Origin of the sequence: Microlunatus spumicola (assembly GCF_039536445.1) — a bacterium.
In the GTDB taxonomy this organism is placed as follows: domain Bacteria; phylum Actinomycetota; class Actinomycetes; order Propionibacteriales; family Propionibacteriaceae; genus Microlunatus; species Microlunatus spumicola.
Window position 1 is genome coordinate 1,922,114 of the sequence record NZ_BAAAYR010000001.1, and the last position, 26,396, is coordinate 1,948,509.

Below are 26,396 nucleotides of genomic sequence, written 5' to 3' on the forward strand. Positions count from 1 at the left end.
CGTGCCGGTGCCCGCCTTCGTCCTCGAGCTGCGTCGATCGGTCGGCCACGACCCGCTGTTCCTCACGGGGGTGACGGCCGTCGTGCTGCGCGACGACGCCGGCCCGACGCCGTCGGTGCTCTACGGCCGGCGGTCCGACAACGGACTCTGGGCGCTGCCGTCGGGCATCGTCGAGCCGGGCGAGCAGCCGGCGACGACCGTGGTCCGCGAGGTCGAGGAGGAGCTGAGCGTCGTCGTCGAACCCGAGCGCCTCGCGCTCGTCACCAGCGACCCGCCCATCACCTACCCCAACGGCGACGTCTGCCGGTTCGTCAGCCTGACCTTCCGCTGCCGCTGGGTCAGCGGCGAGGCCGCGCTCGGCGACGACGAGACGCTCGAGGTGGCCTGGCGCCCGGCCGACGACCCGCCGGCCGACCTGGACGTCCTGCAGCGCCGCCGGCTCGCGGTCGCGCTGACCGAGGGCTCAGCCTGCGTCTTCGACCGCTGAACCCGTCTCCGAACCCGTCTCCGAGACCGGGCGGCGGCGCAGGTCCGCGACCAGGAGCGCGGCACCGAACCCGGCGACCAGCACCCCCAGCCCGCCCACGACGGGCTGCGCGGACTGCCGGGTCGCGAGCCGCTGCTCGTACGTCTGCCCCTCCGACCCGTCGGCCTTGACGCAGACCGAGCCGGGGGTCATGGCGACCCCGCGGCAGCGGATCTCCGGCGAGCCGCCGAGGGTCAGGGCGTAGACGAGGGCCGCGAGCCCCGCCAGCAGCAGAACCAGGTGAGCGGCCCGGGTCCGTACGCGGCGGTTCACCGGACGTGCGACGGGACGAACGGCGGCTTCGTGACCCGGAAGGGCTCGCGCCGGGACCGGACGTCGACCGTGACCTCCGCGTCGTCGGTCACCGCGGCGTCGAGCAGGGCGAGGGCCACACCGGTCTTGAGGGTGGGCGAGAACGTCCCCGACGTGACGGTACCGACCTCGGTCCCGTCCGCGTCGCGCACGGTCATCCCCGAGCGCGGGATGCCCCGGCCCTCGGCGCGGAGGCCGCGCAGCACGCGGGCCGGCCGGGCCTCCTTCTCCGCCCGCAGGGCCTCGTCCCCGACGAACGTCGGCTTCGCCCACCCGACGGCCCAGCCGAGCCGCGCCTGGACGGGGGTGATGGTCGAGGAGAGGTCCTGGCCGTGCAGCGGGTAGCCCATCTCGGTCCGCAGCGTGTCGCGCGCGCCGAGGCCGGCCGGGCGCAGGCCCGACGAGGCGCCGGCGGCGACCAGCGCGTCCCAGGCCGCCGTCGCCGCGGCCGTCGGCACGAGCAGCTCGTAGCCGCGCTCGCCGGTGTAGCCCGTCCGGCAGACCACCACCTCGGCGCCGCCGACGTCGGTCACGGCGAAGGCCATGTAGTCCAGGGCCAGCGGGATCCCGGCGGCCTCGAGGACCTGGTCGGCCAGCGGGCCCTGCAGCGCGAGGACCGCCAGGTCGTGGTGCCGGTCGTGGACCTCGACGCCCTCGGGCGCGGCGGTCTGGAGGGCGGCGGCGACCCCGGCCGCGTTCGCCGCGTTGGGCACGAGCAGGAGCTCGTCCGGCCCGGTGACGTAGGCGATGAGGTCGTCCACGACGCCGCCGGCCGGGTTGCAGAGCAGCGTGTACTGCGCCTGCCCGGGGCCGATCCGGCCCAGGTCGTTGGTGAGGACGGTGTTCACGAACGTGGTCGCGCCCGGCCCGCGCACGCTCACCTTGCCCAGGTGGCTGACGTCGAAGAGCCCGACGGCCTCCCGCACGGCGGTGTGCTCGGCGAGGACGCCGCCTCCCGCGTACTCGACCGGCATCGACCAGCCGCCAAACGCCGCGAACCGCGCGCCGGCCGCCACGTGCCGCTCGTGCAGCGGTGACGTCCGCAGCTGCTCTGTCGCCTCGTCGGTGCCCACGCCGCTCCTCCACCCGCCCTCGTGCGCCGGGTCCGCAGGGCCCGGCTCGGTCGGAGGCGAACCTACTAGCCTGACGACGTGCCGACCCCTGTGCTGCCCGCCCTGACCCTGTCGAAGTCCCTGCCCCGCGGACCGGTGGTCCTCGTCGTCGGTCTCGGCGACGACGGCCTGCGGACCGTGCCGTCCGCGGTCGAGAAGGCCTACGCCAAGCGCTTCGGCAGCGACGTCGCGACGCTCGCGACCGAGGTCGGCGCCTCGGCCAAGGCCGGCCACACCCGGACGCTCCCGCGGGTCGACGACGTCCGCGTCCTGGTCGTCGGTCTCGGCACGCAGGCCGTCGACGGCCCCGCGCTGCGCGACGCCGCGGCGAACGGCGTCCGCCAGGCCGGCGGGCTCGCCGACGACAAGGGCACGGTCGACGTGGTGGTGGCGCTGGGCGCGACCACCCCGGAGGAGGCCCTGGCCGTCGCGTCGGGCGCGCTGCTCGGTACGTACGCCTACACCGGCGTCAGCTCGGAGGACGCACCCGCCGGCAAGGTCGGCCGCATCACCGTGCTCCACGAGGGCGCCACGCGCACGGCCGACGGCGCGGACGTCGCCGAGGTGGCGACCGTCGTGACCACCGCGGTCCTCGTCGCCCGCGAGTGGGTGAACATCCCCGCGAACCTGCTCTACCCCGCCTCGTTCGCCGAGGAGGCGCAGGCGCTGACCAAGGGCACCCGGCTCACGTACGAGGTCCTCGACGAGCGCGAGCTGGCCGCGCAGGGCTACGGCGGCCTGATGGCGGTCGGCGGCGGTTCCGCGCGCCCGCCGCGCCTGGTCCGGCTCTCCTACCGCCCGCGCGGCGCCAAGCTCCACCTGGCGCTGGTCGGCAAGGGCATCACCTTCGACACCGGGGGCCTGAACCTCAAGCCCGCCGACGGCATGTACACGATGAAGTGCGACATGGCCGGCGCCGCGGCCGTGCTGGCCGCGACCTGGGCGATCGCGAAGCTGGGGCTCAAGATCAAGGTCACCGCGTACGGGGCGATGGCCGAGAACATGCCGTCCGGCTCGGCCTACCGGCCCTCCGACGTCCTGACGATCTACGGCGGCACGACGGTCGAGAACGCCAACTCCGACGCCGAGGGGCGCCTGGTCATGGCGGACGCGCTGGCCCGCAGCAACGCCGACTCCCCCGACCTGGTCGTCGACGTCGCCACCCTCACGGGCGCGGCGGTCGTGGCGCTCGGGGACCGGACGGCCGGCGTGATGGCGACCGACGACGCCACCGCACGCCAGGTGCTCGACGCGGCACAGCTGGCCGGGGAGCCGTTCTGGCAGCTGCCGATCCCGGCGGAGACGCGGGGCAAGCTCGACTCGACCGTCGCCGACCTGCGCTCCTCGGGCACCGACCGGGCCGGCGGGGCGCTGGCCGCGGCCGCCTTCCTGCGGGAGTTCGTCGACGCGCCGACGCCGTGGGCGCACCTGGACATCGCGGGCCCGGCGTTCCGCACGGGCGGTCCGGAGGGGGCCTTCAGCACGGGCGGCACCGGCGTGGGCGTGGCGACCCTCGTCGAGCTCGCGCGCTCGCTGGCCGGCTGACGCAACCGTCGCCCGCCGGCTGACGTCTGCGGGCGCACGACCGGCGGCCGAGGTGGCAGAGCCGCGCCGACCCCCCTGGCCGGCGCGGCCCTCGTACGGGCGACCGCCCCCGGTCTGCCGCGCGTCAGCCCTGCTGCTGCACCAGACGCACGACGACTGCCCGCACGTTCGTCGGGTCCACCGCCCGGCACCCCGTGAGGTGCCGGGCGGGACCTCGAGCCAACCGCACCGACGGTGCCCCGGCGCCCAGTGAGCCATCCCACTCGCTGTACGCCCCCGCCGGCGCGGAGTGCGAGCGCGACCGTGAGGCCGAGGACTTGTCAGGTAGTCCCCCCGAGGACGCCCGCACGAGTCAGGTTCGGAGCGGGCGGAGGGGAGGTTTGGGGGTGGCGGAAAGAAAAGTTCGGCTATCGACCGCGCCATGAGTCCGGCCCGGGACCGGCTCAGCGCAGGTCGGGGTGCTTCTTGTTGCGCGTGTTGTAGTCCCGCATCCGCTGCGGGTAGCCGACCACCGCGGCGTCGTAGCCGGGGATCTGGAGCGACTCCGCGAAGGCGTGCGCCCACTGCGGGGACGGCACCACCCGGCGGGTCCACTCGCCGTCGTACGCCACCAGCAGGAGCGTCGGCCGGGTCACCGCGGTCTGCGGCTCCACGAAGGCCTCGACGCCGCGCCGGCTGCGCGCGAACGTCGTCAGGTGGGTGGTCGTGGCCTCGTCGACCTTGCCCGACGGCCCGCCGCCACGACGCACCTTGCCTCTCGTGCGGCTGAACCAACCCATGGCACAAGGTTAGGTGGCCGCGCCCGAACGCGGCGCTCCCACGAGCAACCACCGCCGCGCCGGGGCGGAGGCAGACAATGGGTGCGTGAGCGACGACGAGTTCGACCTGGTGGTGCTGGGCGCGGGGAGCGGGGGCTACGCCTGCGCGCTGCGGGCGGCGCAGCTGGGGCTGCGCGTCGCCCTGGTGGAGCGCGACCTGGTGGGCGGCACCTGCCTGCACTACGGCTGCATCCCGACCAAGGCGATCCTGCACGCGGCCGAGGTCGCCGACAGCGCCCGCGACGGGGCGCGGTTCGGGGTGCACTCCAGCGTGGACAAGGTGGACCTGGCGGGCGTGCGCTCGTACGCCGAGGGCGTCGTCGCGCGGCTGCACAAGGGCCTCACCGGCCTGATCTCCTCGCGCGGCATCACGGTCGTCGCCGGCGAGGGCCGGCTGGTGCCCGGCGCCGGCACGCCGGCCGTGGCGGTGACGTCCGCGGACGGCGAGCGCACCCTCGTGGCGCCGCACGTCGTGCTGGCCTCGGGCTCGCAGTCCAAGACGCTGCCCGGCCTGGTGCCCGACGGGGAGCGCGTGCTGACCAGCACGGACGCGATCCGGCTGCAGACCCTGCCGACCTCCGCCGTCGTGCTCGGCGGCGGCGTCATCGGCGTCGAGCTCGCCTCGGCCTGGCGCTCCTTCGGCGTGGAGGTCACCGTGGTGGAGGCCCTGGACCGGCTCGTGCCCGGCGAGGACCCGGCGGCCTCGGCGGCCCTGCTGCGCGCGTTCCGCAAGCGCGGCATCACCGTGCGGACGGCCGGCCCGGTGCGCTCGGTGGAGACGCTGCCGACGGGGGTCCGCGTGGCCCTGGACGACGAGGCCGGGACGACGCTGGAGGCCGACCTCGTGCTCGTCGCCGTCGGGCGCGGCCCCCGCTCCGCCGGCATGGGCTACGAGGAGGCCGGCGTCGCGCTGGACCGCGGCTACGTGACCGTGGACGAGCGCCTGCGGACGTCGGTCCCGGGCGTGCACGCGGTCGGCGACCTGGTCCTCGGCCTGCAGCTGGCCCACCGCGGCTTCGCCCACGGCATCTTCGTGGCCGAGGACGTCGCTCACGCCGAGGGGCGCCTGGACCGCGCGCCGGTCCTCGTCCCGGACGAGCAGATCCCCCGCGTCACCTACTGCGACCCCGAGGTCGCCTCCGTGGGGCTGAGCGAGGAGGTGGCCCGCGCCCGCTACGGCGACGTGGAGACCCAGACCTACGACCTGGCCGGCAACGGCAAGGCGCAGATCCTGCAGACCGCCGGCTTCGTCAAGCTCGTCCGGCGCACCGACGGACCGGTCGTCGGGGTCCACATGGTCGGGGCCCGGGTCGGCGAGCTGATCGGCGAGGCCCAGCTCGTCACGTCGTGGGAGGCGTGGCCCGACGAGGTCGCCGCGCTCCCGCACGCGCACCCGACGTTGGACGAGGCGCTGGGCGAGGCCCACCTGGCCCTCGCGGGCCGGCCGCTGCACGCGCACCGCTGAGCGCCACCCGGTCGCGCGGACCCGGGGCGGGGCAAGGCTAGGCTGACCCCGTCCGGGCTGGATCTCGGGCTGCGGGCCGTCGGTCGAGCAGCCGGACCGAGCCCAACGTCGCGCGAGAAGGAGCACCACACCGCCATGTCGACTTCGGTCACCCTGCCGGCCCTGGGCGAGAGCGTCACCGAAGGGACGGTCTCCCGCTGGTTGAAGCAGGTCGGCGACACCGTCGCGGAGGACGAGCCGCTCCTGGAGGTGTCGACCGACAAGGTCGACACCGAGATCCCCTCCCCCACCTCCGGCGTGCTGCTCGAGATCAAGGCGGCCGAGGACGAGACCGTCGAGGTCGGTGCCGTGCTCGCCGTGATCGGCAGCGCCGACGAGTCGCCCTCCGGCTCGGGTTCGACGGACGCCCCGGCCGAGGAGCCCGCGAACGACGCGGACGCCGAGATCGAGGCCGAGGACCCCAGCCCCGTGAGCGGTGGCACCTCCGACGGCGGCGCGGGCGCGAACGTCTCCCGCCCCGACGACGTCGTGGCCGACGTAGCCGCCGAGACCGGCGCCTCCTCGTCCGCCCCGCAGGCCGGCAGCGGCCCCGCAGAGGGCACCGAGGTCCACCTCCCCGCGCTCGGCGAGAGCGTCACCGAGGGCACCGTCACCCGCTGGCTCAAGCAGGTCGGCGACACGGTCGCGGCCGACGAGCCCCTGCTCGAGGTCAGCACCGACAAGGTCGACACCGAGATCCCGTCGCCCGCCGCGGGCACCCTGCTCGAGATCCGCGTGGCCGAGGACGAGTCCGTCGAGGTCGGCGCCGTGCTGGCCGTCATCGGCGACGCGTCCGCCGCGCCGTCCCAGCCGGCCCCGGCCCAGCCCGCCGAGCCGGCCGCGCAGGCCTCGCCGCCGAAGGTAGAGCCGGGTCAGCAGGCCGCGCAGGCCTCCGCCGACGACACGACCCCCGCCCCGCCGTCCTTCAGCGACGCCGACCGCGGCCGGGCCAACGCCTCGTCGCCGGCACCGCAGGACCCGCAGCCCGAGCAGCACGGCCCGACCGGCTCCGCCGCGGCGCCGGCCCCGGTCGCCGGTGACTACGAGGGCTACGTGACGCCGCTCGTCCGCAAGCTCGCCCGCGAGCACGACGTCGACCTGAGCACCGTCACCGGGACGGGCGTGGGTGGCCGCGTCCGCAAGCAGGACGTGCTCGCCGCCGCCGAGGACGCCCGTCGCGCCGCGGAGGAGGCCGCCAAGCAGGCGGCCGCCCCCGCCGCGGCTCCCGCAGCCGCCGCTGCCCCGGCCGCCGCACCCGCGGCGAGCGCCCCGGCCGCCCAGCCGAGCGCCCTGCGCGGGACGACCGAGAAGATGTCGCGGCTGCGCTCGACCATCGCGCGCCGGATGCTCGAGTCCCAGCAGGTCTCGGCCTCGCTCACCGCGACGGTCGAGGTCGACCTTACGGCGATCTCGAAGATCCGCGCGCGGGCCAAGGACGACTTCAAGCGCCGCGAGGGCGCGAGCCTGTCGTACCTGCCCTTCATCACCAAGGCCACGGTCGAGGCGCTGAAGGTCTTCCCGAAGGTCAACGCGACGATCGACACCGAGGCCGGGACGATCACCTACCCCGACGCCGAGCACATCGGCATCGCGGTCGACACCGAGAAGGGCCTGCTCGTCCCGGTGATCAAGGACGCGGGCGACCTGAACATCGCCGGCCTGGCCAAGAAGATCGCCGACCTGGCCTCGCGCACGCGCTCGAACAAGGTCACCCCGGACGACCTGAGCGGCGGCACGTTCACCATCACGAACTACGGCTCCGCCGGGACGCTGATGGACACGCCGATCATCAACCAGCCGCAGGTGGCCATCCTCGGCACCGGCGCGCTGGTCAAGCGCCCGGTCGTGCTGACCGTGCCGGGCGTCGGGGACGTCATCGCGGTGCGCGACATGATGTACCTCTCGATGACGTACGACCACCGTCTCGTCGACGGTGCCGACGCCGCCCGCTTCCTGAGCATGGTCAAGGCCCGCCTCGAGGGCGGCGACTTCGGTTCCGAGCTCGGGTTCTAGGGCTGCGGGAGACGGGACCGGCGACGTGACGACCTGGCTGCTCGCCGGGGCGTCGGGCTTCCTGGGCACGGCACTCCGGGTCCGGCTGGCGACCGACGGCGACGAGGTCGTGCGGCTGGTCCGGAGGGAGCCGGCGGCGCTGGCCGAACGGCGGTGGGACCCGGAGGCCGGTGAGCTCGACCCCGCCGTCCTCGACGGGGTCGACGCCGTGGTCGACCTCGGCGGCGTCAACGTCTTCACCGGACGGTGGACGCAGGCGCGGCGCGAGGCGATCCTCGCGTCCCGCGTGCAGACGACGTCGACCGTGGCGAAGGCGGTCGCCGCCCGTGGGGCCGACGGACCCGTCCTGATCCAGGCCGGCGGCGTCGCCTGGTACGGCGGCCGGCGCACCGAGGTCCCGCACGTCGAGGGCGACCCCGCCGCGTCGGACTTCCTCGCCCAGGTCTGCGTCCGCTGGGAGGAGGCGGCCCAGCCGGCCGTCGACGCCGGCGCCCGCGTCGTCTTCCTGCGCACCAGCCCGGTGCTCGACGCCAGCGGCGGACCGTTCCTGCCGATGCGCCTCGCCTGGTCCCTCGGGCTCGGGACCGTGCTCGGCAGCGGCGACCAGCGGATGCCCCTGATCAGCCTGGCCGACTACCTCGGGGTCGTGCGCTGGGCCCAGGCCACGCCGCACGCCCGCGGCCCGTACAACCTCACGATCCCCGAGCCCTGCACCAACGCGGAGTTCACCGACGCGCTCGCCCGCGCGCTGCACCGGCCGCGCCTGCTCAGGGCGCCGGCCGCTGTCCTGCGGGCCGCGCTCGGCGAGCTCTCCGGCCAGCTGCTCGACGACATGTGGGTGCTGCCGCGCCGCCTGCAGGACGACGGGTACGTCTTCACTGCGCCCGACGTCACGAGCACGATCGCCGCGGCGCTGCGCGGTGCCTCGCCGCACGTCTGAGCCCGGCCCGGGCGTCCCGGCGGTCGCCGTCCGCCTGGTCCGGCCCGACGACGCACCTGCGCTCGCCGCCCTGCTCGTCCGCAGCCGTACGGCGCTCGCCCCGTGGGACCCGCTGCGACCGGAGGTCTACTTCACCGAGGCCGGGCAGCGGCGCGGCATCGCCGACGCGCTCCGGGTCCACGTCAGCGGCTCCTCCTACCCGGGCGTGGTCCTCGTCGACGGCGAGCCCGCGGGCCGGGTCAACCTGAACAACCTCGTGCGCGGCGCCTTCGAGTCGGCCGACCTCGGCTACTGGGTGGACGTCGCGCACCAGGGCCGCGGCGTGGCGACCGCCGCGGTCGGCGCGCTCCTGGCTGTCGCGTTCGGCGAGCTCGGCCTGCACCGGGTCCAGGCGGGCACGCTCGTCGACAACCACCCCTCGCGCCGGGTGCTGGCCAAGAACGGGTTCCGCGAGATCGGCTTCGCCCCCCGCTACATCCGGATCGCCGGGCGCTGGCAGGACCACGTCCTGCACCAGCGGCTCGTCGACGACCCGCCGGCGCCGCGGAACTAGAGTTGGGCGCGTGAGCCTCGACGTGCGGTACCTGGGCCTGGGCAGCGACCTCGTGGACTACCGCGACGCGTGGGACCTGCAGCACCGGATCCACGCCGAGGTCGTCAGCGGCGCGGCGCCCGACACTCTGCTGCTGCTCGAGCACGCGTCCGTCTACACCGCGGGCAAGCGGACCGAGCCGCAGGAGCGCCCGCTCGACGGGACCCCGGTGGTCGACGTGGACCGGGGCGGCAAGATCACCTGGCACGGCCCCGGCCAGCTCGTCGGCTACCCGCTGGTCCGGCTGCCCGAGGCCTTCGGTGTCGTCGACTACGTGCGGCGCCTCGAGCAGGCGCTCATCGACGCCCTCGCCGAGCTCGGCCTCGCGACCGGCCGGGTGCCCGGCCGGTCCGGCGTCTGGCTGCCGGCCGACACCTCGGCCGGCCCGGGTGGCGTACGGCGTCCGGAGCGCAAGGTCGCGGCCATCGGCGTCCGGGTCGCCGGCGGCGTGACGATGCACGGCTTCTCCCTCAACGCCGAGCCGGACCTCGGGGCCTTCGACCGGATCGTGCCCTGCGGGATCGCCGACGCGGGCGTCACCTCGATCGCGGCCGAGCTCGGCACGGCGCCGGCGCTGACGTCGCTGGCGTACGTGCTCGTCCCCCACCTCGAGCGCCTGCTGGCCTTCGAGCCGTACGAGCGCACGCCCGACGTCGCCGCGCTCCCGGAACCGGTCGCCGCCGGTCCGACGTACGGGCTCACCGTCTCCGTCCGGTAGGGCCCTGAGGGGCCGGGCGTCGCCGCTCTGCGAGACCGCAGTCTGACGCGGGCCGTCCCGCGGGCGGACGACAGCGCCTGCGCGGCACGGCAGCGTTGGCCGCCTGCGCCGCTACCGTGAGCGGCCCCCGACGGAAGCGAGCCGATGACCACGAGCGCACCCCCGCGCCACGCCCGCGAGCCCGAGCTGGCGGTCGCGACCACGGCCCTGCGCAAGACCTACCGGACCCGCAAGGGCCGCCGCGTGGCCGTCGAGGGCCTCGACCTCCGGGTCCCCCGCGGCGGCGTGCACGGCTTCCTCGGGCCGAACGGTTCCGGCAAGACGACGACCATCCGGATGCTGCTCGGGCTGATCACCCCCGACTCGGGCAGCATGACGCTCTTCGGCGAGCCGGTGCCGGCGCGGCTGCCCGCCGTCGTCGACCGCGTGGGCGCGATCGTCGAGCAGCCCAAGTTCTTCCCCGCCTTCACCGCCCGGCGCAACCTCGAGCTGCTGGCCGGCGCCATCGGCGCCCCCTCGGCGCGCGTGGGCCAGGTGCTGGAGGAGGTCGGGCTCGGCGAGCGCGGCCGCGACCGCTTCCGCTCCTACTCCCTCGGCATGAAGCAGCGGCTGGCCATCGCGGGCACGCTGCTCAAGGACCCGGAGCTGCTGATCTTCGACGAGCCCACCAACGGCCTCGACCCGGCCGGCATCCACGAGATCCGCCAGACCATGCGCGGCCTGGCCGACGCAGGTCGCACCGTCCTCGTCTCCAGCCACATCCTCAACGAGGTGCAGCAGGTCGCCGACACCGTGACGATCATCGGCCGCGGGCGGCTGCTGGCCGAGGGCGACGTGGAGTCGATCCTGGCCCGCGGCGGGGCGGAGGCCGTCCGCGTCCGGGTGCCCGACCCGGCCGCGGCCGCCGAGGTTCTGGTCGCAGCCGGCCTCGCCCCGCAGCCCGGCCCGCCCGGCACGGTGCTGGTCCGCGCGCGCCCGGGCGCGGGCCCGCTGGACGGTTCCGTGGTGACGCGGGTCCTGGCCGAGCGCGGCATCTACCTCGCCGAGCTGGTCTGGCAGCGCCCCGACCTCGAGGAGGTGTTCCTCGACCTCACGGCCGCCGAGCACCTCGGTGCCGGCGCCCCGCACGCCGCGCCACCACCACCGCTGCCGCCGGCCGCGGCCCCGCGCCGGAGCGGGGGCGACCGATGACCCGCAGCGGGAGCTTCCTCCGCCTCGTGGTCGCGGAGCTGGGCCGGCTGCGCTCGCGGCGGCTGACGCTGGCCGCCGCGCTCCTCGTCCTGGCCGCGGTCGGGCTCTTCCAGATCGCCGTCGTCGACGAGGTCAGCCCCCCGTCGCCCGCCGACGTCACCACCCAGCGGCAGTACTACGAGCAGGCCCACCAGGAGTGGGAGCAGGGCCACGTCGCGCAGGAGAAGGACTGCAGGGACTCCGGGCAGGCACCGGCGGACTGCGTGTGGCCCGAGCCGTCGCCCGCCGACTACGCGCTGACCGCCACGGCCTTCGCCGACGTCGCCCCGACGGCCGTGCAGCTGTCCGCGTACGTCGCGCTGCTCGCCGCCTTCCTGGTCGGGGCGTCGTTCATCGGCGCCGAGTTCTCGACCGGGTCCCTGGCCAACTGGCTGACCTTCGTCCCGCAGCGGCTCAGGGTGTACGGCTCCAAGCTCGTCGCCGTGGCCCTCGCGTCCGCCCTCGGCGGGGCCGTCGCGAGCTTCCTCATGCTGGGCCTCGTCGCCCTGTTCACCCGTCTGTACGGAGGCGGCCTCACGGGCCTCGGGGAGGCGGCGGCCACCGCCGGCCGCGCGGTGCCCGTCGCGGTCCTCGCGGGCGTGGCCGGCTTCACCTTCGCCCTGCTCACCCGCCACACGGTCGCCGCCCTGGGCATCGCGCTCGGCTACCTCGTGGCGTCCGCGGTGCTCGGCACCCTCGCCTCGAACGCCGACGGCCCGCTGGGCTGGCTGCCGCCCTGGCTGCCCGAGAACAACGTCGCCGCCTTCCTCGAGCACGGGACGACGTACACCCAGTACGTGCTGACGGTCACCGCGTCCGGCACGAGCGGGGACTCGGTCGAGAAGCACCTGTCGTTCGGTCACAGCGCCGCCTACTGGGCCGTGCTGCTGGTCCTCGCCGTGGTCTCCGGCGCCCTGGTCTTCCGGCGGCGCGACGTCACCTGAGCGCTGCCCACGCGCCGCCTCACCGGCTCCGGATCCTGTGAGGCGGCGGGTATCGTGACCGGGTGACCGTGACGCCCGAGGGACGCAAGATGCTCCGGCTCGAGGTCCGCAACGCAGCGGTCCCGATCGAGAAGAAGCCCAGCTGGATCAAGACGACGGCCCGGATGGGCCCCGAGTACCGCGAGCTGCAGCAGCTCGTGAAGTCGGAGGGCCTGCACACCGTCTGCCAGGAGGCCGGCTGCCCCAACATCTTCGAGTGCTGGGAGGACCGGGAGGCGACGTTCCTCATCGGTGGTGACCAGTGCACCCGGCGCTGCGACTTCTGCCAGATCGACACCGGCAAGCCGGCCGACCTCGACACGGGCGAGCCGCTGCGCGTCGCCGAGTCCGTGCAGAAGATGGGCCTGAACTACGCGACCATCACCGGCGTCTGCCGCGACGACCTGCCCGACGAGGGCGCCTGGCTCTACGCCGAGACGATCCGCAAGGTGAAGGAGCTCAACCCGGGCACCGGCGTCGAGATGCTGGCCCCGGACTTCTCGAGCAACACCGACTACCTGGACCAGCTGTTCTCCGCGGGCCCCGCGGTGTTCGCGCACAACGTCGAGACGGTGCCGCGGATCTTCAAGCGCATCCGTCCCGGCTTCCGCTACGACCGCTCGCTCGGCGTGCTCCGCTACTCCCGCGCGGCCGGCATGGTGACCAAGTCCAACCTCATCCTCGGCATGGGCGAGACCCGCGAGGAGGTCTCGGAGGCGCTCCGCGACCTGCACGAGGCCGGCACCGAGATCATCACCATCACGCAGTACCTGCGGCCCTCGCCGCGGCACCACCCGGTCGACCGCTGGGTCAAGCCGGAGGAGTTCGTCGAGCTCGCGGCGGAGGCCAAGGAGATCGGCTTCGCCGGGGTCCTCAGCGGGCCGCTCGTCCGCTCGTCGTACCGCGCCGGACGGCTCTACCGCGAGGCGCTCGCGTCGCGCCAGGACCTCGACCCGGAAGGGGCTCGTCGCTGATGGCCGAGCGCAAGACGACCACCCCGGCGCGCAGCGGGTCGACCGCGCTCACGCCGGCCAAGGGCCCGACGCCGACCGCGAAGGAGGCCAAGGCCGCCGCCAAGGCGGCCCGGGTCGCGGTCAAGGAGCGCCGGAAGAACAGCACCGACCCCGCCGACATGGGCCGGTTCCGCCAGGTCGGGCAGGCGTACAAGGTCACGTGCGAGTTCGACCCGCAGCTGCCGTTCGTGCTGCTCGGGGCGTTCCTGCTGCCGGTCGTCGTGGCCGTGGTCGTCGGGCTGCTGTGGGACCACATCGTCTACCTGACCGTCATGGGCGTCCTGGTCGGCGTGCTGCTGGCCATGGCGCTGCTGGTGCGCCGGGCCAAGCGGGCGACCTTCAAGCGCTACGCGGGCCAGACGGGTTCCGCCGAGGTGGCGCTCTCGATGCTGCCCAAGCAGTGGATCTCGAGCCCGGTCGTCGCCGCCACCCGGCAGAAGGACGTCGTCCACCGGACCGTCGGCCCGGGCGGCCTGGTCCTGGTCGGCGAGGGCGACCCCGGCCGCGTGCGCCAGCTGCTGGCCGGAGAGGCCCGCAAGCACGAGCGCGTCGCGTACGGCATCACCGTCACGACGTTCGTCATGGGCGACGCTCCCAACCAGGTGCCGCTGGACAAGCTCACGGACCGCATCCGCAAGCTGCCGAAGATCCTGCAGCCCAACCAGGTGACGGACCTCAAGCAGCGGCTGCGCGCCCTCGACGCCGTCCGCCCGGTCATCGGCATGCCCAAGGGCCCGATGCCCACCCGCGCCTCACGCCAGGCCACGCGCGGGCGCTAGGCCGCGAGCGTCGGGAGCCGGCGCCGGTCCGTCTGGACGACGAGCGAGGCACGACAACGTTCTTCCGTCGTGACTCGCGAGGAGGAAGACGGACCGGTCAGCGCCGGCGCGCGAGCGGCCTCGTCAGAGGGGCGTGAGGCGGAGGACGGGAATGACGCGGTCGGTCTTGGCCTCGTAGGCCTTGAACCCGTCGGACATCTGCTTGAACCGGTCCCAGGCGGCGTCGCGCTCGGCGCCGTGCAGGTCGGTCACGTGGACCCGCTCCTCGCCCTCCGGCGTCTCGATCGTCACGTCGGGGTGCGCGAGCAGGTTGTGGTACCAGTCGGGGTTGTCCGGGGCGCCGGCCTTGGAGGCGGCGATCAGCCGGGAGCCGTCCTCGTCGCGGATGTTCGCGACGGGGCTCACCCGCTCCGTGCCCGTCCGGGCGCCGAGGTGGTGCACGAGGACGAGCCCGCGCCCGAACCCCATGGTCTGCACCGTGCCGCCGTTGGCACGGAACTCGTCGATGATCTGCTGGTTCCAGTCGCTCACGACGGCATCATCGCCCCGCCGCACGGCGGGCGCCACCCCCACGACGTGGAAGACTGGACGACCTATGGCCAACCTCGTCAACGCCGAACGTCTCACCATCACCTTCGGCACCCGAACGCTCCTCGACGAGGTCAGCCTGGGTCTCTCCCGGGGTGACGTCATCGGCGTCGTCGGCCGCAACGGCGACGGCAAGACCACCCTGCTGCGCATCCTGACCGGTGCGTCCGAGCCCGACTCCGGGCGCGTCACCCGTACGGGCCGCGTCTCGATCGGCTACCTGATCCAGACCGACGACGTCCCGCCCGGCACCACGGTGCGCTCGGTCATCGTGGACGGCCAGCCCGACCACGTCTGGGCCCGCGACGCCGGCACCCGCGCGGTCGTCGAGCACCTGCTCGCCGACGTCGACCTCGACACCGAGCTCACCACGCTCTCGGGCGGCGAGCGCCGCCGCGTCGCGCTCACCGAGCTGCTGCTGGGCGACCACGACCTGCTCGTGCTCGACGAGCCGACGAACCACCTCGACGTCGAGGCCGTCGCCTGGCTCGCGGACGCGCTCAACGCGCTGCAGGCCCGCTCGGTCGCGATGCTCGTGGTGAGCCACGACCGGTGGTTCCTGGACGCGATCTGCACGCGGATCTGGGAGGTCCACGACGCCCGCGTGGACGCGTACGACGGTGGTTACGCCGCGTACGTGCTCGCCCGGGCCGAGCGCGCCCGGCAGGCCAGCGCCGCCGACGCCCGCCGCAAGAACCTGCTGCGCAAGGAGCTGGCCTGGCTGCGGCGGGGCCCGCCCGCGCGGACCTCGAAGCCCCAGTTCCGGATCGACGCCGCCAACGCGCTCATCGCCGACGAGCCGCCGCCGCGCGACCGCTTCGAGCTGCAGCGCTTCGCCACGAGCCGGCTGGGCAAGGACGTCTTCGACCTGAAGCACGTCGACTACGCCGTGGGCCAGCCGCCGAAGGTCCTGCTCGAGGACCTCACCTGGTCCATCGGCCCGGGTGACCGGATCGGCCTCGTCGGGGTCAACGGCGCGGGCAAGTCGTCGCTGCTGCGCCTGCTCGACGGCGAGGCCCAGCCGACCGCGGGCACGGTGAAGCAGGGCAAGACGCTGAACATCGGCCACCTCGGCCAGACCCTGATGCGGCTCGAGGGCCTCACCGGGTCCGAGCGCGTGCTCGAGTCCGTCGAGGGGGTCAGGCGCCAGGTCCGCGTCGCGACGGGGAACGAGGTGTCGGCCAGCACCCTGCTCGAGGGCTTCGGCTTCACCGGCAACAAGCTGACGACGCGCCTCGACGACCTGTCCGGTGGCGAGCGGCGCCGCCTGCAGCTGCTCCGCCTGCTGCTCGCGGAACCGAACGTGCTGCTGCTCGACGAGCCCACCAACGACCTCGACATCGACACCCTGAACGTCGTCGAGGACTACCTGGACGGCTGGCCGGGCACGCTGATCGTGGTCAGCCACGACCGGTACTTCCTCGAGCGCGTCTGCGACGTCACGTACGCGCTGATGGGCGACGGCACCTGCGTGCTGCTGCCGGGCGGCGTCGAGCAGTACCTCGAGGTGCGGCGGCAGCGGGCCGCGGACGGCGAGCTGCCGACCGGTCCGGTCTCGAACGCCCCGACCGCGAACGCCGACCTGCGCCAGGCGCGCAAGACGATGTCGCGGGTCGAGTCGCAGATCGGCAAGGTCGACAAGCGGATCGCGTCGCTGCACACGCAGATGGCCGCGGCGGCCGCCGACTACGGCCGCCTCGCCGAGCTGCAGCGCGAGCTGGACGCGGCGACCGCGGAGAAGGACGACCTCGAGCTCGCCTGGCTCGAGGCCGCGGACCTGGTCGGCTAGTGGCGCTCACGCGGCAGGACTGCGAGCGGCTCGACGCCGAGGACCCGCTGGCCGGGTCCCGGGACGCGTTCGCGCTGCCCGACGGCGTCGTCTACCTGGACGGCAACTCGCTCGGCGCCCGCCCGCGGCACGCCGCCGCCCGGGTGGCCGACGTGGTCGAGCGCGAGTGGGGCCAGGACCTCATCGGCAGCTGGAACACGGCCGGCTGGTTCGACCTGCCCGTCCGGCTCGGCGACCGGCTCGCGCCGCTGATCGGCGGCGGCCCGGGCAGCACCGTCGTCACGGACACGACCTCGGCGAACCTCTTCAAGGCCCTCGCCGCGGCGCTGGCCCTGCAGCACGACGCCGAGCCGCGCCGGACCGTCGTGGTGAGCGAGCGCGACAACTTCCCGACCGACCTCTACATCGCGAAGGGGCTGACGGACCTGCTCGACCGCGGCCACGAGCTCCGGCTGGTCGACGGCCCCGAGGACCTCGCCGGCGCGCTGGACGAACGGACCGCGGTCGTCACGCTCAGCCACGTGAACTACCGCACCGGCGCCCTGTGGGACCTCGCCGAGGTCACCCGGCAGGTGCACGCCGCCGGGGCGCTCGTCGTCTGGGACCTCGCGCACTCGGCCGGCGCGCTGCCGATCGACCTGCTGGGTGCCGACGCCGACCTCGCCGTCGGCTGCACGTACAAGTACCTCAACGGCGGTCCCGGCGCCCCCGCCTTCCTCTGGGTCAACCCGCGCCACGCGGACGCGCGCCAGCCGCTGACCGGCTGGTGGGGTCACGCGAGGCCCTTCGCCATGGAGGACGCGTACGAGCCGGCGCCCGGGGTCACCCGCTTCCTCGGCGGCACGCAGCCGGTCGTGGCGCTGACGCTCGTCGGCTGCGGGCTCGACGTCGCGGAACGAGCCGACCTGGCCGCCGTCCGGGCCAAGTCCCTCGCCCTCGGCGACCTGTTCCTCGCCCTCGTCGAGGAGCGCTGCGCCGACGAGCCGATCAGCCTGGTGACGCCGCGCCAGCACGACCGCCGCGGCAGCCACCTGACCTTCTCCCACCCCGAGGCGTACGCGGTCGTGCAGGCCCTGATCGCCCGCGGCGTCGTCGGCGACTACCGCGAGCCGGACTGCCTGCGGTTCGGGCTGACGCCGCTCTACCTGCGGTTCGTGGACGTCTACGACGCGGTCGAGGCGATCGCCGACGTGCTCGCCACCCGCGCCTGGGACGACGACCGCTTCAAGGTCCGTTCCGCCGTCACCTGATCAACACGCTCACTGAGCCTGTCGAAGCGCCGCCTACGCCCCCTGAGCCTGTCGAAGGGCCCCGGAGGGGTTGGCGGCCTCCCCCGGCAACGACGCCGACCCGTTCCGGGCCCTTCGACAAGCTCAGGGGGCGTTCGACGAGCGTCCGGGTCAGGGCGTCCGCAGCCCGCGCGACGCCCGCTCGGTGATCTCGCCGACGCGCTTCTCCCGGGTCGCCGGCCGCTTGGCGCCGGACAGCCAGAGCAGGGCCGCGCGTCGGGGTGTGCGCGGGAACGCGTCCCACCGGCGCCGGGCCTCCGGGTCCGCGTCGAGCGCCGCGGCGAGGTCGGGCGGCTCGACCAGGTCCTCGACGTCGTCGAGCAGCGTCCACGCCCCGCTCGCCCGGGCCTCGTCGACGACCGCCCGCCCGCGCGGCAGCAGCAGGCCGGCGGCCTCCAGCTCGGCCACGCGCTGCTGGTTGGTCCGGGCCCAGCCGCTGCCGGGGCGACGCGGCGTGAGCCGGATGGAGCTCCGTCGCTCGTCGACGCCGCGGGCCTGGCCGTCGATCCAGCCGACCCGCAGGCACTCGCGCACCACGTCCTCGTACGCGACGTGGCGGTCGGGGTCGGTGGTGCGCTTCCAGGTGACGAGCCAGACGCCGGTCGCCGTCTCGTGGTGCTCGGCGAACCAGGCCGTCAGCTGCGCGAGGTCGGTGACCTCCAGCTGCTCGTGCTCGACCTTCGGCGTCCCGGCCACGTCGACAGGATCCCAGCGCGACCCGCCGACGTCGACCGATCGTCACCGGGCACCCCGGCCGGGTGCGTCGAGCGACACCGCACCGACACGGCACCGACATCCCCGCCGACCAGGATGCGGGAGACGTCGCGCACCCGCGTGCGGGCGCAGAAGGAGATCTCACCGATGCCGTACCAGGCGGAGTACATCTGGATCGACGGCACGCAGCCGTCGCCGATCATGCGCAACAAGACCCGCATCGTGGCCGACGGCAAGGAGCCCGACATCTGGGGCTTCGACGGCTCGAGCACCAACCAGGCGCCCGGCGCGAACTCGGACTGCGTGCTGCGCCCCGTCTACACGGTTCCCGACCCCATCCGCGGCGGCGACAACATCCTCGTGCTCTGCGAGGTCGAGCTGACCGACTTCACCCCGCACCCGACGAACACGCGCGCCGCGTGCGTCGCCGCGGCCGAGAAGTACGCCGACCAGAACCCGATGTTCGGCATCGAGCAGGAGTACACGTTCATGCAGGGCGGCCGCCCCCTGGGCTGGCCGGAGAACGGCTACCCCGCCCCGCAGGGCCCGTACTACTGCGGCGTCGGCGGCGAGAAGATGGTCGGCCGCGAGATCGTCGAGCGTCACACGCAGGCCTGCCTCGACGCCGGCCTGGCGATCGAGGGCACCAACGCCGAGGTGATGATGGCGCAGTGGGAGTTCCAGATCGGGGTGCTCAACGCGCCCGCGATCGGTGACCAGATGTGGATGGCCCGCTGGCTGCTGCACCGCATCGCCGAGGACTACGACGTGACGGTCAGCTTCGACGCCAAGCCGATGAAGGGTGACTGGAACGGCGCCGGCGCCCACACGAACTTCTCGACCAAGGCCACGATGGACGGCTACGACGCGATCGTCGTCGCCTGCGAGGCGCTCGGCAGGAACGCCCAGGCGCACGTCGCCGCGTACGGCGCCGGCATCGAGGAACGCCTCACCGGCGCGCACGAGACGGCCAGCTACCAGGAGTTCAGCTGGGGCGCCTCCGACCGCGGCGCCTCCGTGCGCATCCCCTGGGCCGTGGAGAAGGCCAAGAAGGGCTGGCTCGAGGACCGTCGACCCAACGCCAACATGGACCCCTACCTGGTCAGCGGCATGATCATCGACACCTGCTGCAGCGCGCTGGCCGAGGCCGGCTTCTAGTCAGCAGCGCCAACTCCCTGAGCTCGGCGAACGCCACCTGAGCTCGCGAACGCCCCCTGAGCTTGTCGAACGCCCCCTGAGCTTGTCGAAGGGCCTCGAAGAGGTCGGCCTCCTCCAAGGCCGCATCGAGGGAAGCCAACCCCTTCGGGGCCCTTCGACAGGCTCAGGGGGCGTTCTTGCCCTTCGACAGGCTCAGGGGCGTACTGGCCTGGACAGGCGCGAGGAGAACAACGCAGCACGAAGGCCCGTCACCCCTCAGCGGGGTGGCGGGCCTTCGCGGTGCCGGGGTGGACGACGCTGTCCTCCCCGGGGTCAGGAGCAGACGGCGCTGTCTCCCCCGAGGTCGGTGACGGTCAGTAGCGGGCGGCCGCGAGCGGGTCGGGCTCGTCGACCTCGTGGAGGGCGTAGAGGACGATGTCGGCGAGGCGCATGTCCATCGACGCGTCGCCCGAGTCGTCGGTCTCGATGAACGGGCCGGGCATCCCCTTGGCCCGCCAGGCGCGCTCGATCGAGGAGTGCGTGCCGCCGAGCGCCTTGGAGGAGCCGACGATCGCGACGAGGTCCTCGTACGGTGCTCGGCCGGGGGCCGCCTTGGCCACCGCGCGGATGTACTCCACGCGGTTGTGGCCGTAACCCCGGAGCAGCGCGATCACCTTCTGGTGGATGGCCTCGGGGTCGGTCGTCTCGGCGTCGGAGGCAGCCGAGAGACGGTCGAGGACGGCGCGGGCCCTGCTCAGGTCGGCCGCGTCGTCGGGGTCGAATGTTACGGTGACGTTAACCATGAGACCAGAATGGCACCTGGTCTACTTCGTTTCAAGTGCACCGCACCTAGAGAAAGTGCACGAGCGGGAGGGTCAGCGGCGATTGACGACCGCGGTGCCCGCGGCCAGGTCGTGCAGCCCGCGACGGTCGGTGCCGACGACGAGGGCGGGGAGCACGAAGCAGACCATCGCCGCGCGCAGCACGGAACGGCCGAGGTCGAGCGGACGGCCCTCGAGCCGGACCACGGCGATCCGGCAGATGAGCTGACCGGCGCTCCCGCCGGCGAGCACGCACAGGACGGACGTCTCCACGAAGAAGGTCGCCAGAGTCATCCAGCTGGTCCAGCCCTGCCCGGTCACGACGCGGCTCCCGAAGAGGAGGACGGCCACGACCGTGCAGATGATCCAGTCCACCACCAAGGCGGAGATGCGGCTCCCCCAGCTCGCGAGCGAGCCCCGACCCGCCTGGGGCAGCCCGATTCGCTCGCCCGGGTAGTCGCTCTCGCCGGCCGTGCCGGCGGCTCCGTCAGCCACGCACCGAGCGTACGTGGGCCCTCCTTCCTGCCTCCCCGGCGAGCGGAGGGGCACCGGCTGTGAGGTGGTGTTACGCGGGCGGAACGTCGCGGAAACCCCGGCGCAACCGGGTCTCCCTAGGTTCGGTCGACGAGAGCGTTACGGTCGTGCGTGCATCGCGCCCGCGCGACGCCACGGCCGTACCCGCACCGCACGCCTACCGACGGAGGACAGATGTTCCAAGGCGCCGACGACCTGTTGGCCTACATCAAGAACGAGGGCGTCGAGATCGTCGACATCCGGTTCTGCGACCTGCCCGGCCAGATGCAGCACTTCACCGTGCCCGCCGGGTCGTTCGACGAGGCCGTCTTCAGCGACGGCCTGGCCTTCGACGGCTCCTCCATCCGTGGGTTCCAGAAGATCCACGAGTCGGACATGGCGCTACTCCCTGACCCGACGACGGCGTTCATCGACCCGTTCCGCAAGGCGAAGACCCTCGCGCTGAACTTCTTCGTGCACGACCCGCTGACCAAGGAGCCCTACAGCCGCGACCCGCGCAACATCGCGCGCAAGGCGGAGAACTACCTGGCCTCCACCGGCATCGGCGACACCGCGTTCTTCGCCCCCGAGGCCGAGTTCTACGTCTTCGACGACGTGCGCTTCGAGACGAAGCAGAACACCGGCTACTACTCGATCGACTCCGTCGCCGGCGCCTGGAACACCGGCCGGGTCGAGGAGGGCGGCAACCGCGGCTACAAGGTCAAGTACAAGGGCGGCTACTTCCCCGTCCCGCCGGTCGACCACTTCGCCGACCTGCGCGACGACATGACCAAGCACCTCGAGGGCTCCGGCCTGATCGTCGAGCGCGCCCACCACGAGGTCGGCACCGCGGGCCAGGCGGAGATCAACTACCGCTTCAACACGATGCTCGCCGCGGGCGACGACGTCCAGAAGTTCAAGTACATCATCAAGAACACGGCGTGGGCCGCGGGCAAGACCGCGACCTTCATGCCGAAGCCGATCTTCGGCGACAACGGCTCGGGCATGCACGTGCACAGCTCCATCTGGAACGAGGGCACGCCCTTGTTCTACGACGAGGCCGGCTACGGCGGCCTGTCGGACCTGGCCCGCTGGTACATCGGTGGCGTCCTCAAGCACGCGCCGTCGCTGCTGGCGTTCACGAACCCGAGCGTGAACTCGTACCACCGCCTGGTGCCGGGCTTCGAGGCGCCGGTCAACCTGGTCTACAGCTCGCGCAACCGCTCGGCCGCGATGCGGATCCCGATCACCGGGTCCAATCCCAAGGCCAAGCGCGTCGAGTTCCGCTGCCCCGACCCGTCGTCGAACCCGTACCTGGCGTTCGCGGCGATCCTCATGGCCGGCATCGACGGCATCCAGAACAAGACCGAGCCGCTGGCCCCGGTCGACAAGGACCTCTACGAGCTGCCGCCCGAGGAGCACGCCAACGTGCCCACGGTCCCCGACAGCCTCGGCGGCGTCCTCGACACGCTCGAGGCCGACCACGAGTTCCTTCTGGGCGGCGACGTCTTCACCCCCGACCTGATCGAGACCTGGGTCGAGCTGAAGCGCAGCGAGATCGACGCCATCCGCCTGCGCCCGACGCCGCACGAGTTCGAGCTCTACTACGACGTGTGATCCGCACCCGTACGTGACGGAGGCCCGTCGCCCCTCTGGGGCGGCGGGCCTCTGCCGTTCCCCGGCTGCGCGCGCCGCGCGGGTCGTACGCCACCGTGTCCGGCCAGCCGCCCGGCGGGTATACCCCTGCTGGGCCCGGCGCTCCGGCGCAGCGGTGTGCCCGTACGGGCACGACCACACCTGGAGGACGACGTGACGGACCTGACGACCCTGCACGAGGAGCTGGTGAGCGTCGTCCTGGTCGGGCGCCCGCTGGCCGAGGTGCTCGGCGACATCACCTCGATCGCCCGGCGGGCGCTGCCCGGGTCGGAGTCCGTGTCCATCACGCTGGTACGCGGCGACCGGGCGTTCACGGCCGCCCACGACGGCCAGATGGCGCTGGACGCCGACGAGATGCAGTACGAGCGCGGGTACGGCCCCTGCCTCGACGCCGGCCGGTCCGGCCAGGTCTTCCTCGTCGACGACATGCGCACCGACGACCGGTGGCCGGACTACACCCAGTACGCCGCCTCCCACGGAATCGGCAGCTCGCTGTCCGTCCCGCTCCCGTTCCAGGCCGGGACGCTCGGCGCGCTCGACAACTACTCGAGCCGGCCGCACGCCTTCGGCGACGAGGACGTCGAGCGGGCCAGCACCGTGGCGCCCTGGATCGCGTACGCGGTGAACAACGCCTCCGGCGCCGCGTCGGCCGCCGAGGAGACCGCCAACATGCTGGCCGCCATGGCGACGCGGGCCGGGATCGAGCAGGCGAAGGGCATCCTCATGGAGCGGTACCGGCTGACCCCGGACCAGGCCTTCACGCTGCTCACCAAGGCCTCGCAGCGCACGGGGATCAAGCTGCGCGACGTCGCCGAGGACCTGGTCCGGACCGGCGAGCTGCCCGGGGCCCGCTGACGCCGGTCAGGCGCGCGCGGCCGTCGACCGGTCCGCGGAACGCTCCTGGATCCGCGACAGCGTGCCCAGCACGGGCTTCACCGCCGGGTATAGCTCGAGGTAGGCCGCGTAGAGCTCGTCGTAGGTCTCGCGGTTCCGCGGGTCGGGGACGACGTCCGCCCCCTCGGCCACCCAGCTCGTGCCCGGTGGCACCAGGCCCACGCCGATCGCCGCCATCAGCGCGCTGCCGTGGCTGGCCCCGATGGTCACGGCGGGGACGACCTGCACCTGACCCGTCACGTCGCTCACGATCTGCGGCCACAGACGGCTCTGCGTGCCGCCGCCGACGGCGACGACGCGGCGGGCGGGGGCCTCGCCCGCCGCCACGAGCTCGAGGATCTGACGCACGCCGTACGCCACCCCCTCGTAGACCGCGCGGGCCAGGTGGGCCCGGGTGTGGTCCAGCGTGAGACCGGCCACGACGCCGCGGGCACGGGGGTCGAAGACCGGCGTGCGCTCGCCCGCGAAGTACGGCAGCACGAGCAGGCCGTCGGACCCCGCCGGGACCGCGGCGGCCTCCCGGGCGAGCGCGGCGAAGTCGGGCACGCCGACGAGGTCCCGCACCCACGCGGTCAGCAGGCCGGCGGTGGCCATGCCGGCCGCGAGCGTCCAGGAGCCGGGGTCGATGCCGGTCGTCGTCCAGAGCACCGGGTCGGCCAGCGGCCGCTCGAGCGCCTGGACCAGGAACAGGGTCGACCCGTACATGATCATTAGGTCACCGGGGGCGCGCACCCCTGCGCTGAAGGACTCGGCCCACGCGTCGACGGTGCCGGCGCAGACGGGCGTGCCCACCGGCAGACCGGTCGCGTCGGCCGCGTCCGCCGTCACGGTCCCGACGACCTCCGACGGCCACACGAGGCGGGGCAGCTCCAGGTGCCGCACGACCCGGTCCGCCCACGGCTGCGCCCAGCCGAAGGCGTGCACGTCGTACAGGGGGTCGCACTGGCTCGCGGTGTGGTGGTCCTGCACGTACGCCCCGGAGAGCCGGCGCACCACGTAGGAGCTCGACCCGAACCACCGGCGCGCCCGCGCGAACACCTCGGGCTCGTGCTTGGCGACCCACTCCAGCTTGGGCCCGACGGCCTGGCTCGACAGGGTCTTGCCGCACCGGCGGAGAATCTGTTCACGGCCCAGCTCGTCCGTCAGCTCCTCGATCTCGACCTCCGCCCGCATGTCGATGCCGTAGAGGACGGCGGGACGCACCGGGTGGTCGTGCTCGTCGCACAGCACCAGGCACGGACCCACGCCGCTGACGCAGACCGCCGCGACGGGCGCCTCGCCCGCGGCCGCGACCAGCTCCCGGCTGATCGAGACCACGTCGGCCCACCAGACCGCGTCGGCGTCGACCTCGGCCCAGCTCGGCCGGGGCCGGCTCATCGACCGGGGGCGATCTCGGACGGCCGTGGCGACCACCACGCCCTCGGCGGTGGTGAGCACGCCCTTGCTGCTCGCCGTGCCCAGGTCGATGCCCAGCAGGAGCGGGCCGCCGGACCCCTGGGCCGTCGGGGTCACACCCGGTCCAGCACGAGCCGGGCCGTCTGGGGGTCGGTCACCAGGTGGTCGAAGAAGCCGGCGCGGGCCGCGGCGATCAGCGGGGCGACCTTGTCCGCGCCCGAGGCCACGGCGATGACGACCGGGACCTGCTTGAGCGTCTCGAGGTCCAGGGCGATGAGCCGCTCGCTGCCCGGGAAGGTCACGGGGGCGCCGGACCGCGAGAAGAAGCGCGAGCAGATGTCCCCGACGGCCTCGACGAGCCCGGCCGACGAGGTGTCGATGAACTGCGGAGCCTGGGCCCGCAGCACCGGGGGCGCGCCGATCCCCGTGAGGACGCAGCGCGCGTGCGGCCACAGGTGCAGGACGCGCTGGATCGTCGGGTCGTGCTGGAGGGTCTCGTACAGCTCGGGACCGGGCAGCGCCGGCGCGAAGAGGTACATCGCCCGCCCGCCGATCCGCTCGGCGACGAGCCGGGTGATCTCGTTGGTCTGGTACCAGGCCTCGGGCTGGTCGGTGCCCCCGACCGTGGGGGCCACGACCACGCCGGGGAGGCGGGGCAGCTCGTAGCGGGCGACCTCGTAGACGGTGCGGCCCGACGAGACCAGGAGGACGTCCCCGGGGCTCAGGCCGACGGTCTCGAGCGCACGGCCGACCGCGGGGGCCAGCACGCTGCCCAGGACGTCGGCGGCGCCGGGCCCGCTCGAGGGGAAGGGCGCGGAGAGCTCGACCGAGGCGAGCCCCAGGACGGTGGCGAGCTGCTGGGCGAGGCCGTCCGCGCCGGACGTCTCCGGGGCGGTCACCTGGATCTTCACGATCCCCTGGCGGCGGGCCTCCGACAGCAGCCGGGACACCGTCGCGCGGCTCGTCCCGAGCTGGGCCGCGACCTCGGCCTGCGTCGCGTCCTCCAGGTAGTAGAGCTTCGCGACGGCGTACAGCATCGACGGGTCGAAGCGGCTGCCGTCGGTGCCACCCACCCGGTAGCCCGTCGCCGTCTCTGGTCGCGGTGCCGCCGCCATGCGGGAAGTATCGCAGCCGAACGGGCTCGTGAACGCCTGTGCACGGTCATGAGCCCTCAGAACATTCGTGCTGGACATCTGCGCAGCCGAGCGCTAGCGTGACCGCACGAACCACCGAGCGGCAGGTCCTCCGACCTGGACCGTCCCCGGAACCCGAGCAGAGAGGCTCGTCGATGGCCCTCGACACGAGCGCTGACGCCACCACCGCGGCGTCCACCCCGATCCCCGCGACGATGCAGGCCGTGGTGAACCACGGCCCCGAGGACTACCGCCTCGAGCAGGTCCCCGTCCCCACCCGCGGACCCGGAGAGGTCCTGGTCAAGGTCGAAGCCGTCGGGATCTGCGCCAGCGACCTGAAGTGCTACCACGGCGCCGCCAAGTTCTGGGGCGATGAGAACCG

At 73.7% G+C, this 26,396-nt stretch carries 26 protein-coding genes; 17 read left to right on the plus strand and 9 right to left on the minus strand.

Annotated features, from left to right (window positions below):
• The first annotated feature begins 1 nt into the window (after position 1).
• Positions 2-487 (plus strand): NUDIX domain-containing protein, encoded by a 486-nt coding sequence (locus tag ABD665_RS08860; protein WP_344741863.1) that lies wholly within the window; start codon positions 2-4, stop codon positions 485-487.
• On the opposite strand, the gene ABD665_RS08865 is transcribed toward ABD665_RS08860, so the two are convergent.
• On the minus strand, positions 464-799 hold the full coding sequence (locus ABD665_RS08865) for a hypothetical protein (protein ID WP_344741866.1): 336 nt from the start codon (positions 797-799) through the stop codon (positions 464-466). The two genes, ABD665_RS08860 and ABD665_RS08865, sit on opposite strands and share 24 nt — an antisense overlap.
• Positions 796-1,911, minus strand: a complete 1,116-nt coding sequence (gcvT, locus tag ABD665_RS08870; RefSeq protein WP_344741868.1) for a glycine cleavage system aminomethyltransferase GcvT — start codon at positions 1,909-1,911, stop codon at positions 796-798. Before gcvT ends, ABD665_RS08865 begins: the two co-directional genes overlap by 4 nt.
• Before the next feature lie 78 nt (positions 1,912-1,989).
• Between gcvT and ABD665_RS08875 the strand changes: the two genes are divergently transcribed.
• Positions 1,990-3,495: a leucyl aminopeptidase gene (locus ABD665_RS08875; RefSeq protein WP_204911306.1), complete on the plus strand. Its 1,506-nt coding sequence runs from the start codon at positions 1,990-1,992 to the stop codon at positions 3,493-3,495.
• A 443-nt stretch (positions 3,496-3,938) separates the two neighbouring features.
• Here ABD665_RS08875 and ABD665_RS08880 read toward each other — a convergent pair whose 3' ends face one another.
• Positions 3,939-4,274: a hypothetical protein gene (locus ABD665_RS08880; protein ID WP_204911305.1), complete on the minus strand. Its 336-nt coding sequence runs from the start codon at positions 4,272-4,274 to the stop codon at positions 3,939-3,941.
• Between the two features lie 85 nt (positions 4,275-4,359).
• Here ABD665_RS08880 and lpdA point away from each other — a divergent pair, with 85 nt between their 5' ends.
• From lpdA to ABD665_RS08925, 9 genes are all read left to right on the plus strand, one after another.
• Positions 4,360-5,778 (plus strand): dihydrolipoyl dehydrogenase, encoded by a 1,419-nt coding sequence (lpdA, locus tag ABD665_RS08885; RefSeq protein WP_204911304.1) that lies wholly within the window; start codon positions 4,360-4,362, stop codon positions 5,776-5,778.
• Positions 5,779-5,913: 135 nt separating this feature from the next.
• Positions 5,914-7,830 carry a 2-oxoglutarate dehydrogenase, E2 component, dihydrolipoamide succinyltransferase gene (gene sucB, locus ABD665_RS08890; RefSeq protein ID WP_204911303.1) on the plus strand — a complete coding sequence of 639 codons (1,917 nt, stop codon included), beginning with the start codon at positions 5,914-5,916 and terminating at the stop codon, positions 7,828-7,830.
• A gap of 25 nt (positions 7,831-7,855) precedes the next feature.
• Complete coding sequence (locus ABD665_RS08895; RefSeq protein ID WP_204911302.1) at positions 7,856-8,770, plus strand: TIGR01777 family oxidoreductase; 915 nt, start codon at positions 7,856-7,858, stop codon at positions 8,768-8,770.
• A complete protein-coding gene (locus ABD665_RS08900) occupies positions 8,751-9,323 on the plus strand; it encodes a GNAT family N-acetyltransferase (protein ID WP_204911301.1) in 573 nt (190 codons plus the stop codon). Before ABD665_RS08895 ends, ABD665_RS08900 begins: the two co-directional genes overlap by 20 nt.
• Positions 9,324-9,333: 10 nt before the next feature.
• On the plus strand, positions 9,334-10,080 hold the full coding sequence (gene lipB / locus ABD665_RS08905; RefSeq protein ID WP_204911300.1) for a lipoyl(octanoyl) transferase LipB: 747 nt from the start codon (positions 9,334-9,336) through the stop codon (positions 10,078-10,080).
• A 144-nt stretch (positions 10,081-10,224) separates the two neighbouring features.
• The gene (locus ABD665_RS08910) at positions 10,225-11,271 is read left to right on the plus strand and encodes an ATP-binding cassette domain-containing protein (protein WP_204911299.1); all 1,047 of its coding nucleotides are present in this window, start codon (positions 10,225-10,227) and stop codon (positions 11,269-11,271) included.
• Positions 11,268-12,254 carry an ABC transporter permease subunit gene (locus tag ABD665_RS08915; RefSeq protein ID WP_204911298.1) on the plus strand — a complete coding sequence of 329 codons (987 nt, stop codon included), beginning with the start codon at positions 11,268-11,270 and terminating at the stop codon, positions 12,252-12,254. Before ABD665_RS08910 ends, ABD665_RS08915 begins: the two co-directional genes overlap by 4 nt.
• An 89-nt stretch (positions 12,255-12,343) precedes the next feature.
• Positions 12,344-13,267: a lipoyl synthase gene (gene lipA / locus ABD665_RS08920; RefSeq protein WP_204913921.1), complete on the plus strand. Its 924-nt coding sequence runs from the start codon at positions 12,344-12,346 to the stop codon at positions 13,265-13,267.
• Positions 13,267-14,085: a DUF4191 family protein gene (locus ABD665_RS08925; RefSeq protein WP_204911297.1), complete on the plus strand. Its 819-nt coding sequence runs from the start codon at positions 13,267-13,269 to the stop codon at positions 14,083-14,085. Before lipA ends, ABD665_RS08925 begins: the two co-directional genes overlap by 1 nt.
• A 123-nt stretch (positions 14,086-14,208) precedes the next feature.
• On the opposite strand, the gene ABD665_RS08930 is transcribed toward ABD665_RS08925, so the two are convergent.
• The gene (locus ABD665_RS08930; protein ID WP_344741876.1) at positions 14,209-14,616 is read right to left on the minus strand and encodes a nitroreductase/quinone reductase family protein; all 408 of its coding nucleotides are present in this window, start codon (positions 14,614-14,616) and stop codon (positions 14,209-14,211) included.
• A gap of 64 nt (positions 14,617-14,680) precedes the next feature.
• Here ABD665_RS08930 and ABD665_RS08935 point away from each other — a divergent pair, with 64 nt between their 5' ends.
• On the plus strand, positions 14,681-16,462 hold the full coding sequence (locus ABD665_RS08935; RefSeq protein WP_204911296.1) for an ATP-binding cassette domain-containing protein: 1,782 nt from the start codon (positions 14,681-14,683) through the stop codon (positions 16,460-16,462).
• Entirely contained in the window at positions 16,462-17,712 is a 1,251-nt protein-coding gene (gene kynU / locus ABD665_RS08940; protein WP_204911295.1) for a kynureninase, read from the plus strand. Before ABD665_RS08935 ends, kynU begins: the two co-directional genes overlap by 1 nt.
• Before the next feature lie 150 nt (positions 17,713-17,862).
• Here the strand turns inward: kynU and ABD665_RS08945 are convergent, their stop codons facing one another.
• On the minus strand, positions 17,863-18,447 hold the full coding sequence (locus ABD665_RS08945) for a YdeI/OmpD-associated family protein (RefSeq protein ID WP_204911294.1): 585 nt from the start codon (positions 18,445-18,447) through the stop codon (positions 17,863-17,865).
• 165 nt (positions 18,448-18,612) lie between these two features.
• On the opposite strand from ABD665_RS08945, the gene glnII reads away from it, so the two are divergent.
• The gene (gene glnII, locus ABD665_RS08950; protein ID WP_204911293.1) at positions 18,613-19,623 is read left to right on the plus strand and encodes a glutamine synthetase GlnII; all 1,011 of its coding nucleotides are present in this window, start codon (positions 18,613-18,615) and stop codon (positions 19,621-19,623) included.
• Positions 19,624-19,976: 353 nt separating this feature from the next.
• On the opposite strand, the gene ABD665_RS08955 is transcribed toward glnII, so the two are convergent.
• Positions 19,977-20,405, minus strand: coding sequence for a hypothetical protein (locus tag ABD665_RS08955; RefSeq protein ID WP_204911292.1), 429 nt, complete (start codon positions 20,403-20,405; stop codon positions 19,977-19,979).
• Between the two features lie 72 nt (positions 20,406-20,477).
• Positions 20,478-20,918, minus strand: coding sequence for an RDD family protein (locus ABD665_RS08960; protein WP_204911291.1), 441 nt, complete (start codon positions 20,916-20,918; stop codon positions 20,478-20,480).
• A gap of 213 nt (positions 20,919-21,131) precedes the next feature.
• Between ABD665_RS08960 and glnA the strand changes: the two genes are divergently transcribed.
• Both glnA and ABD665_RS08970 read left to right on the plus strand, forming a co-directional pair.
• Complete coding sequence (gene glnA, locus ABD665_RS08965; protein WP_204911290.1) at positions 21,132-22,553, plus strand: type I glutamate--ammonia ligase; 1,422 nt, start codon at positions 21,132-21,134, stop codon at positions 22,551-22,553.
• 192 nt (positions 22,554-22,745) lie between these two features.
• On the plus strand, positions 22,746-23,447 hold the full coding sequence (locus tag ABD665_RS08970) for an ANTAR domain-containing protein (RefSeq protein WP_204911289.1): 702 nt from the start codon (positions 22,746-22,748) through the stop codon (positions 23,445-23,447).
• A 6-nt stretch (positions 23,448-23,453) separates the two neighbouring features.
• Here ABD665_RS08970 and ABD665_RS08975 read toward each other — a convergent pair whose 3' ends face one another.
• Together ABD665_RS08975 and ABD665_RS08980 are read right to left on the minus strand one after the other, a co-directional pair.
• Positions 23,454-24,998 carry an FGGY family carbohydrate kinase gene (locus ABD665_RS08975; protein ID WP_204911288.1) on the minus strand — a complete coding sequence of 515 codons (1,545 nt, stop codon included), beginning with the start codon at positions 24,996-24,998 and terminating at the stop codon, positions 23,454-23,456.
• The gene (locus ABD665_RS08980) at positions 24,995-25,996 is read right to left on the minus strand and encodes a sugar-binding domain-containing protein (protein ID WP_204911287.1); all 1,002 of its coding nucleotides are present in this window, start codon (positions 25,994-25,996) and stop codon (positions 24,995-24,997) included. The genes ABD665_RS08975 and ABD665_RS08980 overlap by 4 nt, the downstream gene beginning before the upstream one ends.
• A 173-nt stretch (positions 25,997-26,169) precedes the next feature.
• Here ABD665_RS08980 and ABD665_RS08985 point away from each other — a divergent pair.
• Positions 26,170-26,396, plus strand: a 227-nt coding sequence (locus ABD665_RS08985; RefSeq protein WP_344741975.1) for an alcohol dehydrogenase catalytic domain-containing protein, incomplete at its 3' end; no start/stop codon positions are given.

Excerpts from the sequence above, each read along its gene's own strand:
- ABD665_RS08955 (WP_204911292.1), bottom strand. The coding sequence starts at position 20,405 with ATGGTTAACGTCACCGTAACATTCGACCCCGACGACGCGGCCGACCTG.
- sucB (WP_204911303.1), top strand. The coding sequence starts at position 5,914 with ATGTCGACTTCGGTCACCCTGCCGGCCCTGGGCGAGAGCGTCACCGAA.
- ABD665_RS08925 (WP_204911297.1), top strand. The coding sequence starts at position 13,267 with ATGGCCGAGCGCAAGACGACCACCCCGGCGCGCAGCGGGTCGACCGCG.
- glnA (WP_204911290.1), top strand. The coding sequence starts at position 21,132 with ATGTTCCAAGGCGCCGACGACCTGTTGGCCTACATCAAGAACGAGGGC.
- lipA (WP_204913921.1), top strand. The coding sequence starts at position 12,344 with ATGCTCCGGCTCGAGGTCCGCAACGCAGCGGTCCCGATCGAGAAGAAG.
- ABD665_RS08910 (WP_204911299.1), top strand. The coding sequence starts at position 10,225 with ATGACCACGAGCGCACCCCCGCGCCACGCCCGCGAGCCCGAGCTGGCG.
- ABD665_RS08935 (WP_204911296.1), top strand. The coding sequence starts at position 14,681 with ATGGCCAACCTCGTCAACGCCGAACGTCTCACCATCACCTTCGGCACC.
- glnII (WP_204911293.1), top strand. The coding sequence starts at position 18,613 with ATGCCGTACCAGGCGGAGTACATCTGGATCGACGGCACGCAGCCGTCG.
- ABD665_RS08915 (WP_204911298.1), top strand. The coding sequence starts at position 11,268 with ATGACCCGCAGCGGGAGCTTCCTCCGCCTCGTGGTCGCGGAGCTGGGC.
- ABD665_RS08980 (WP_204911287.1), bottom strand. The coding sequence starts at position 25,996 with ATGGCGGCGGCACCGCGACCAGAGACGGCGACGGGCTACCGGGTGGGT.
- ABD665_RS08880 (WP_204911305.1), bottom strand. The coding sequence starts at position 4,274 with ATGGGTTGGTTCAGCCGCACGAGAGGCAAGGTGCGTCGTGGCGGCGGG.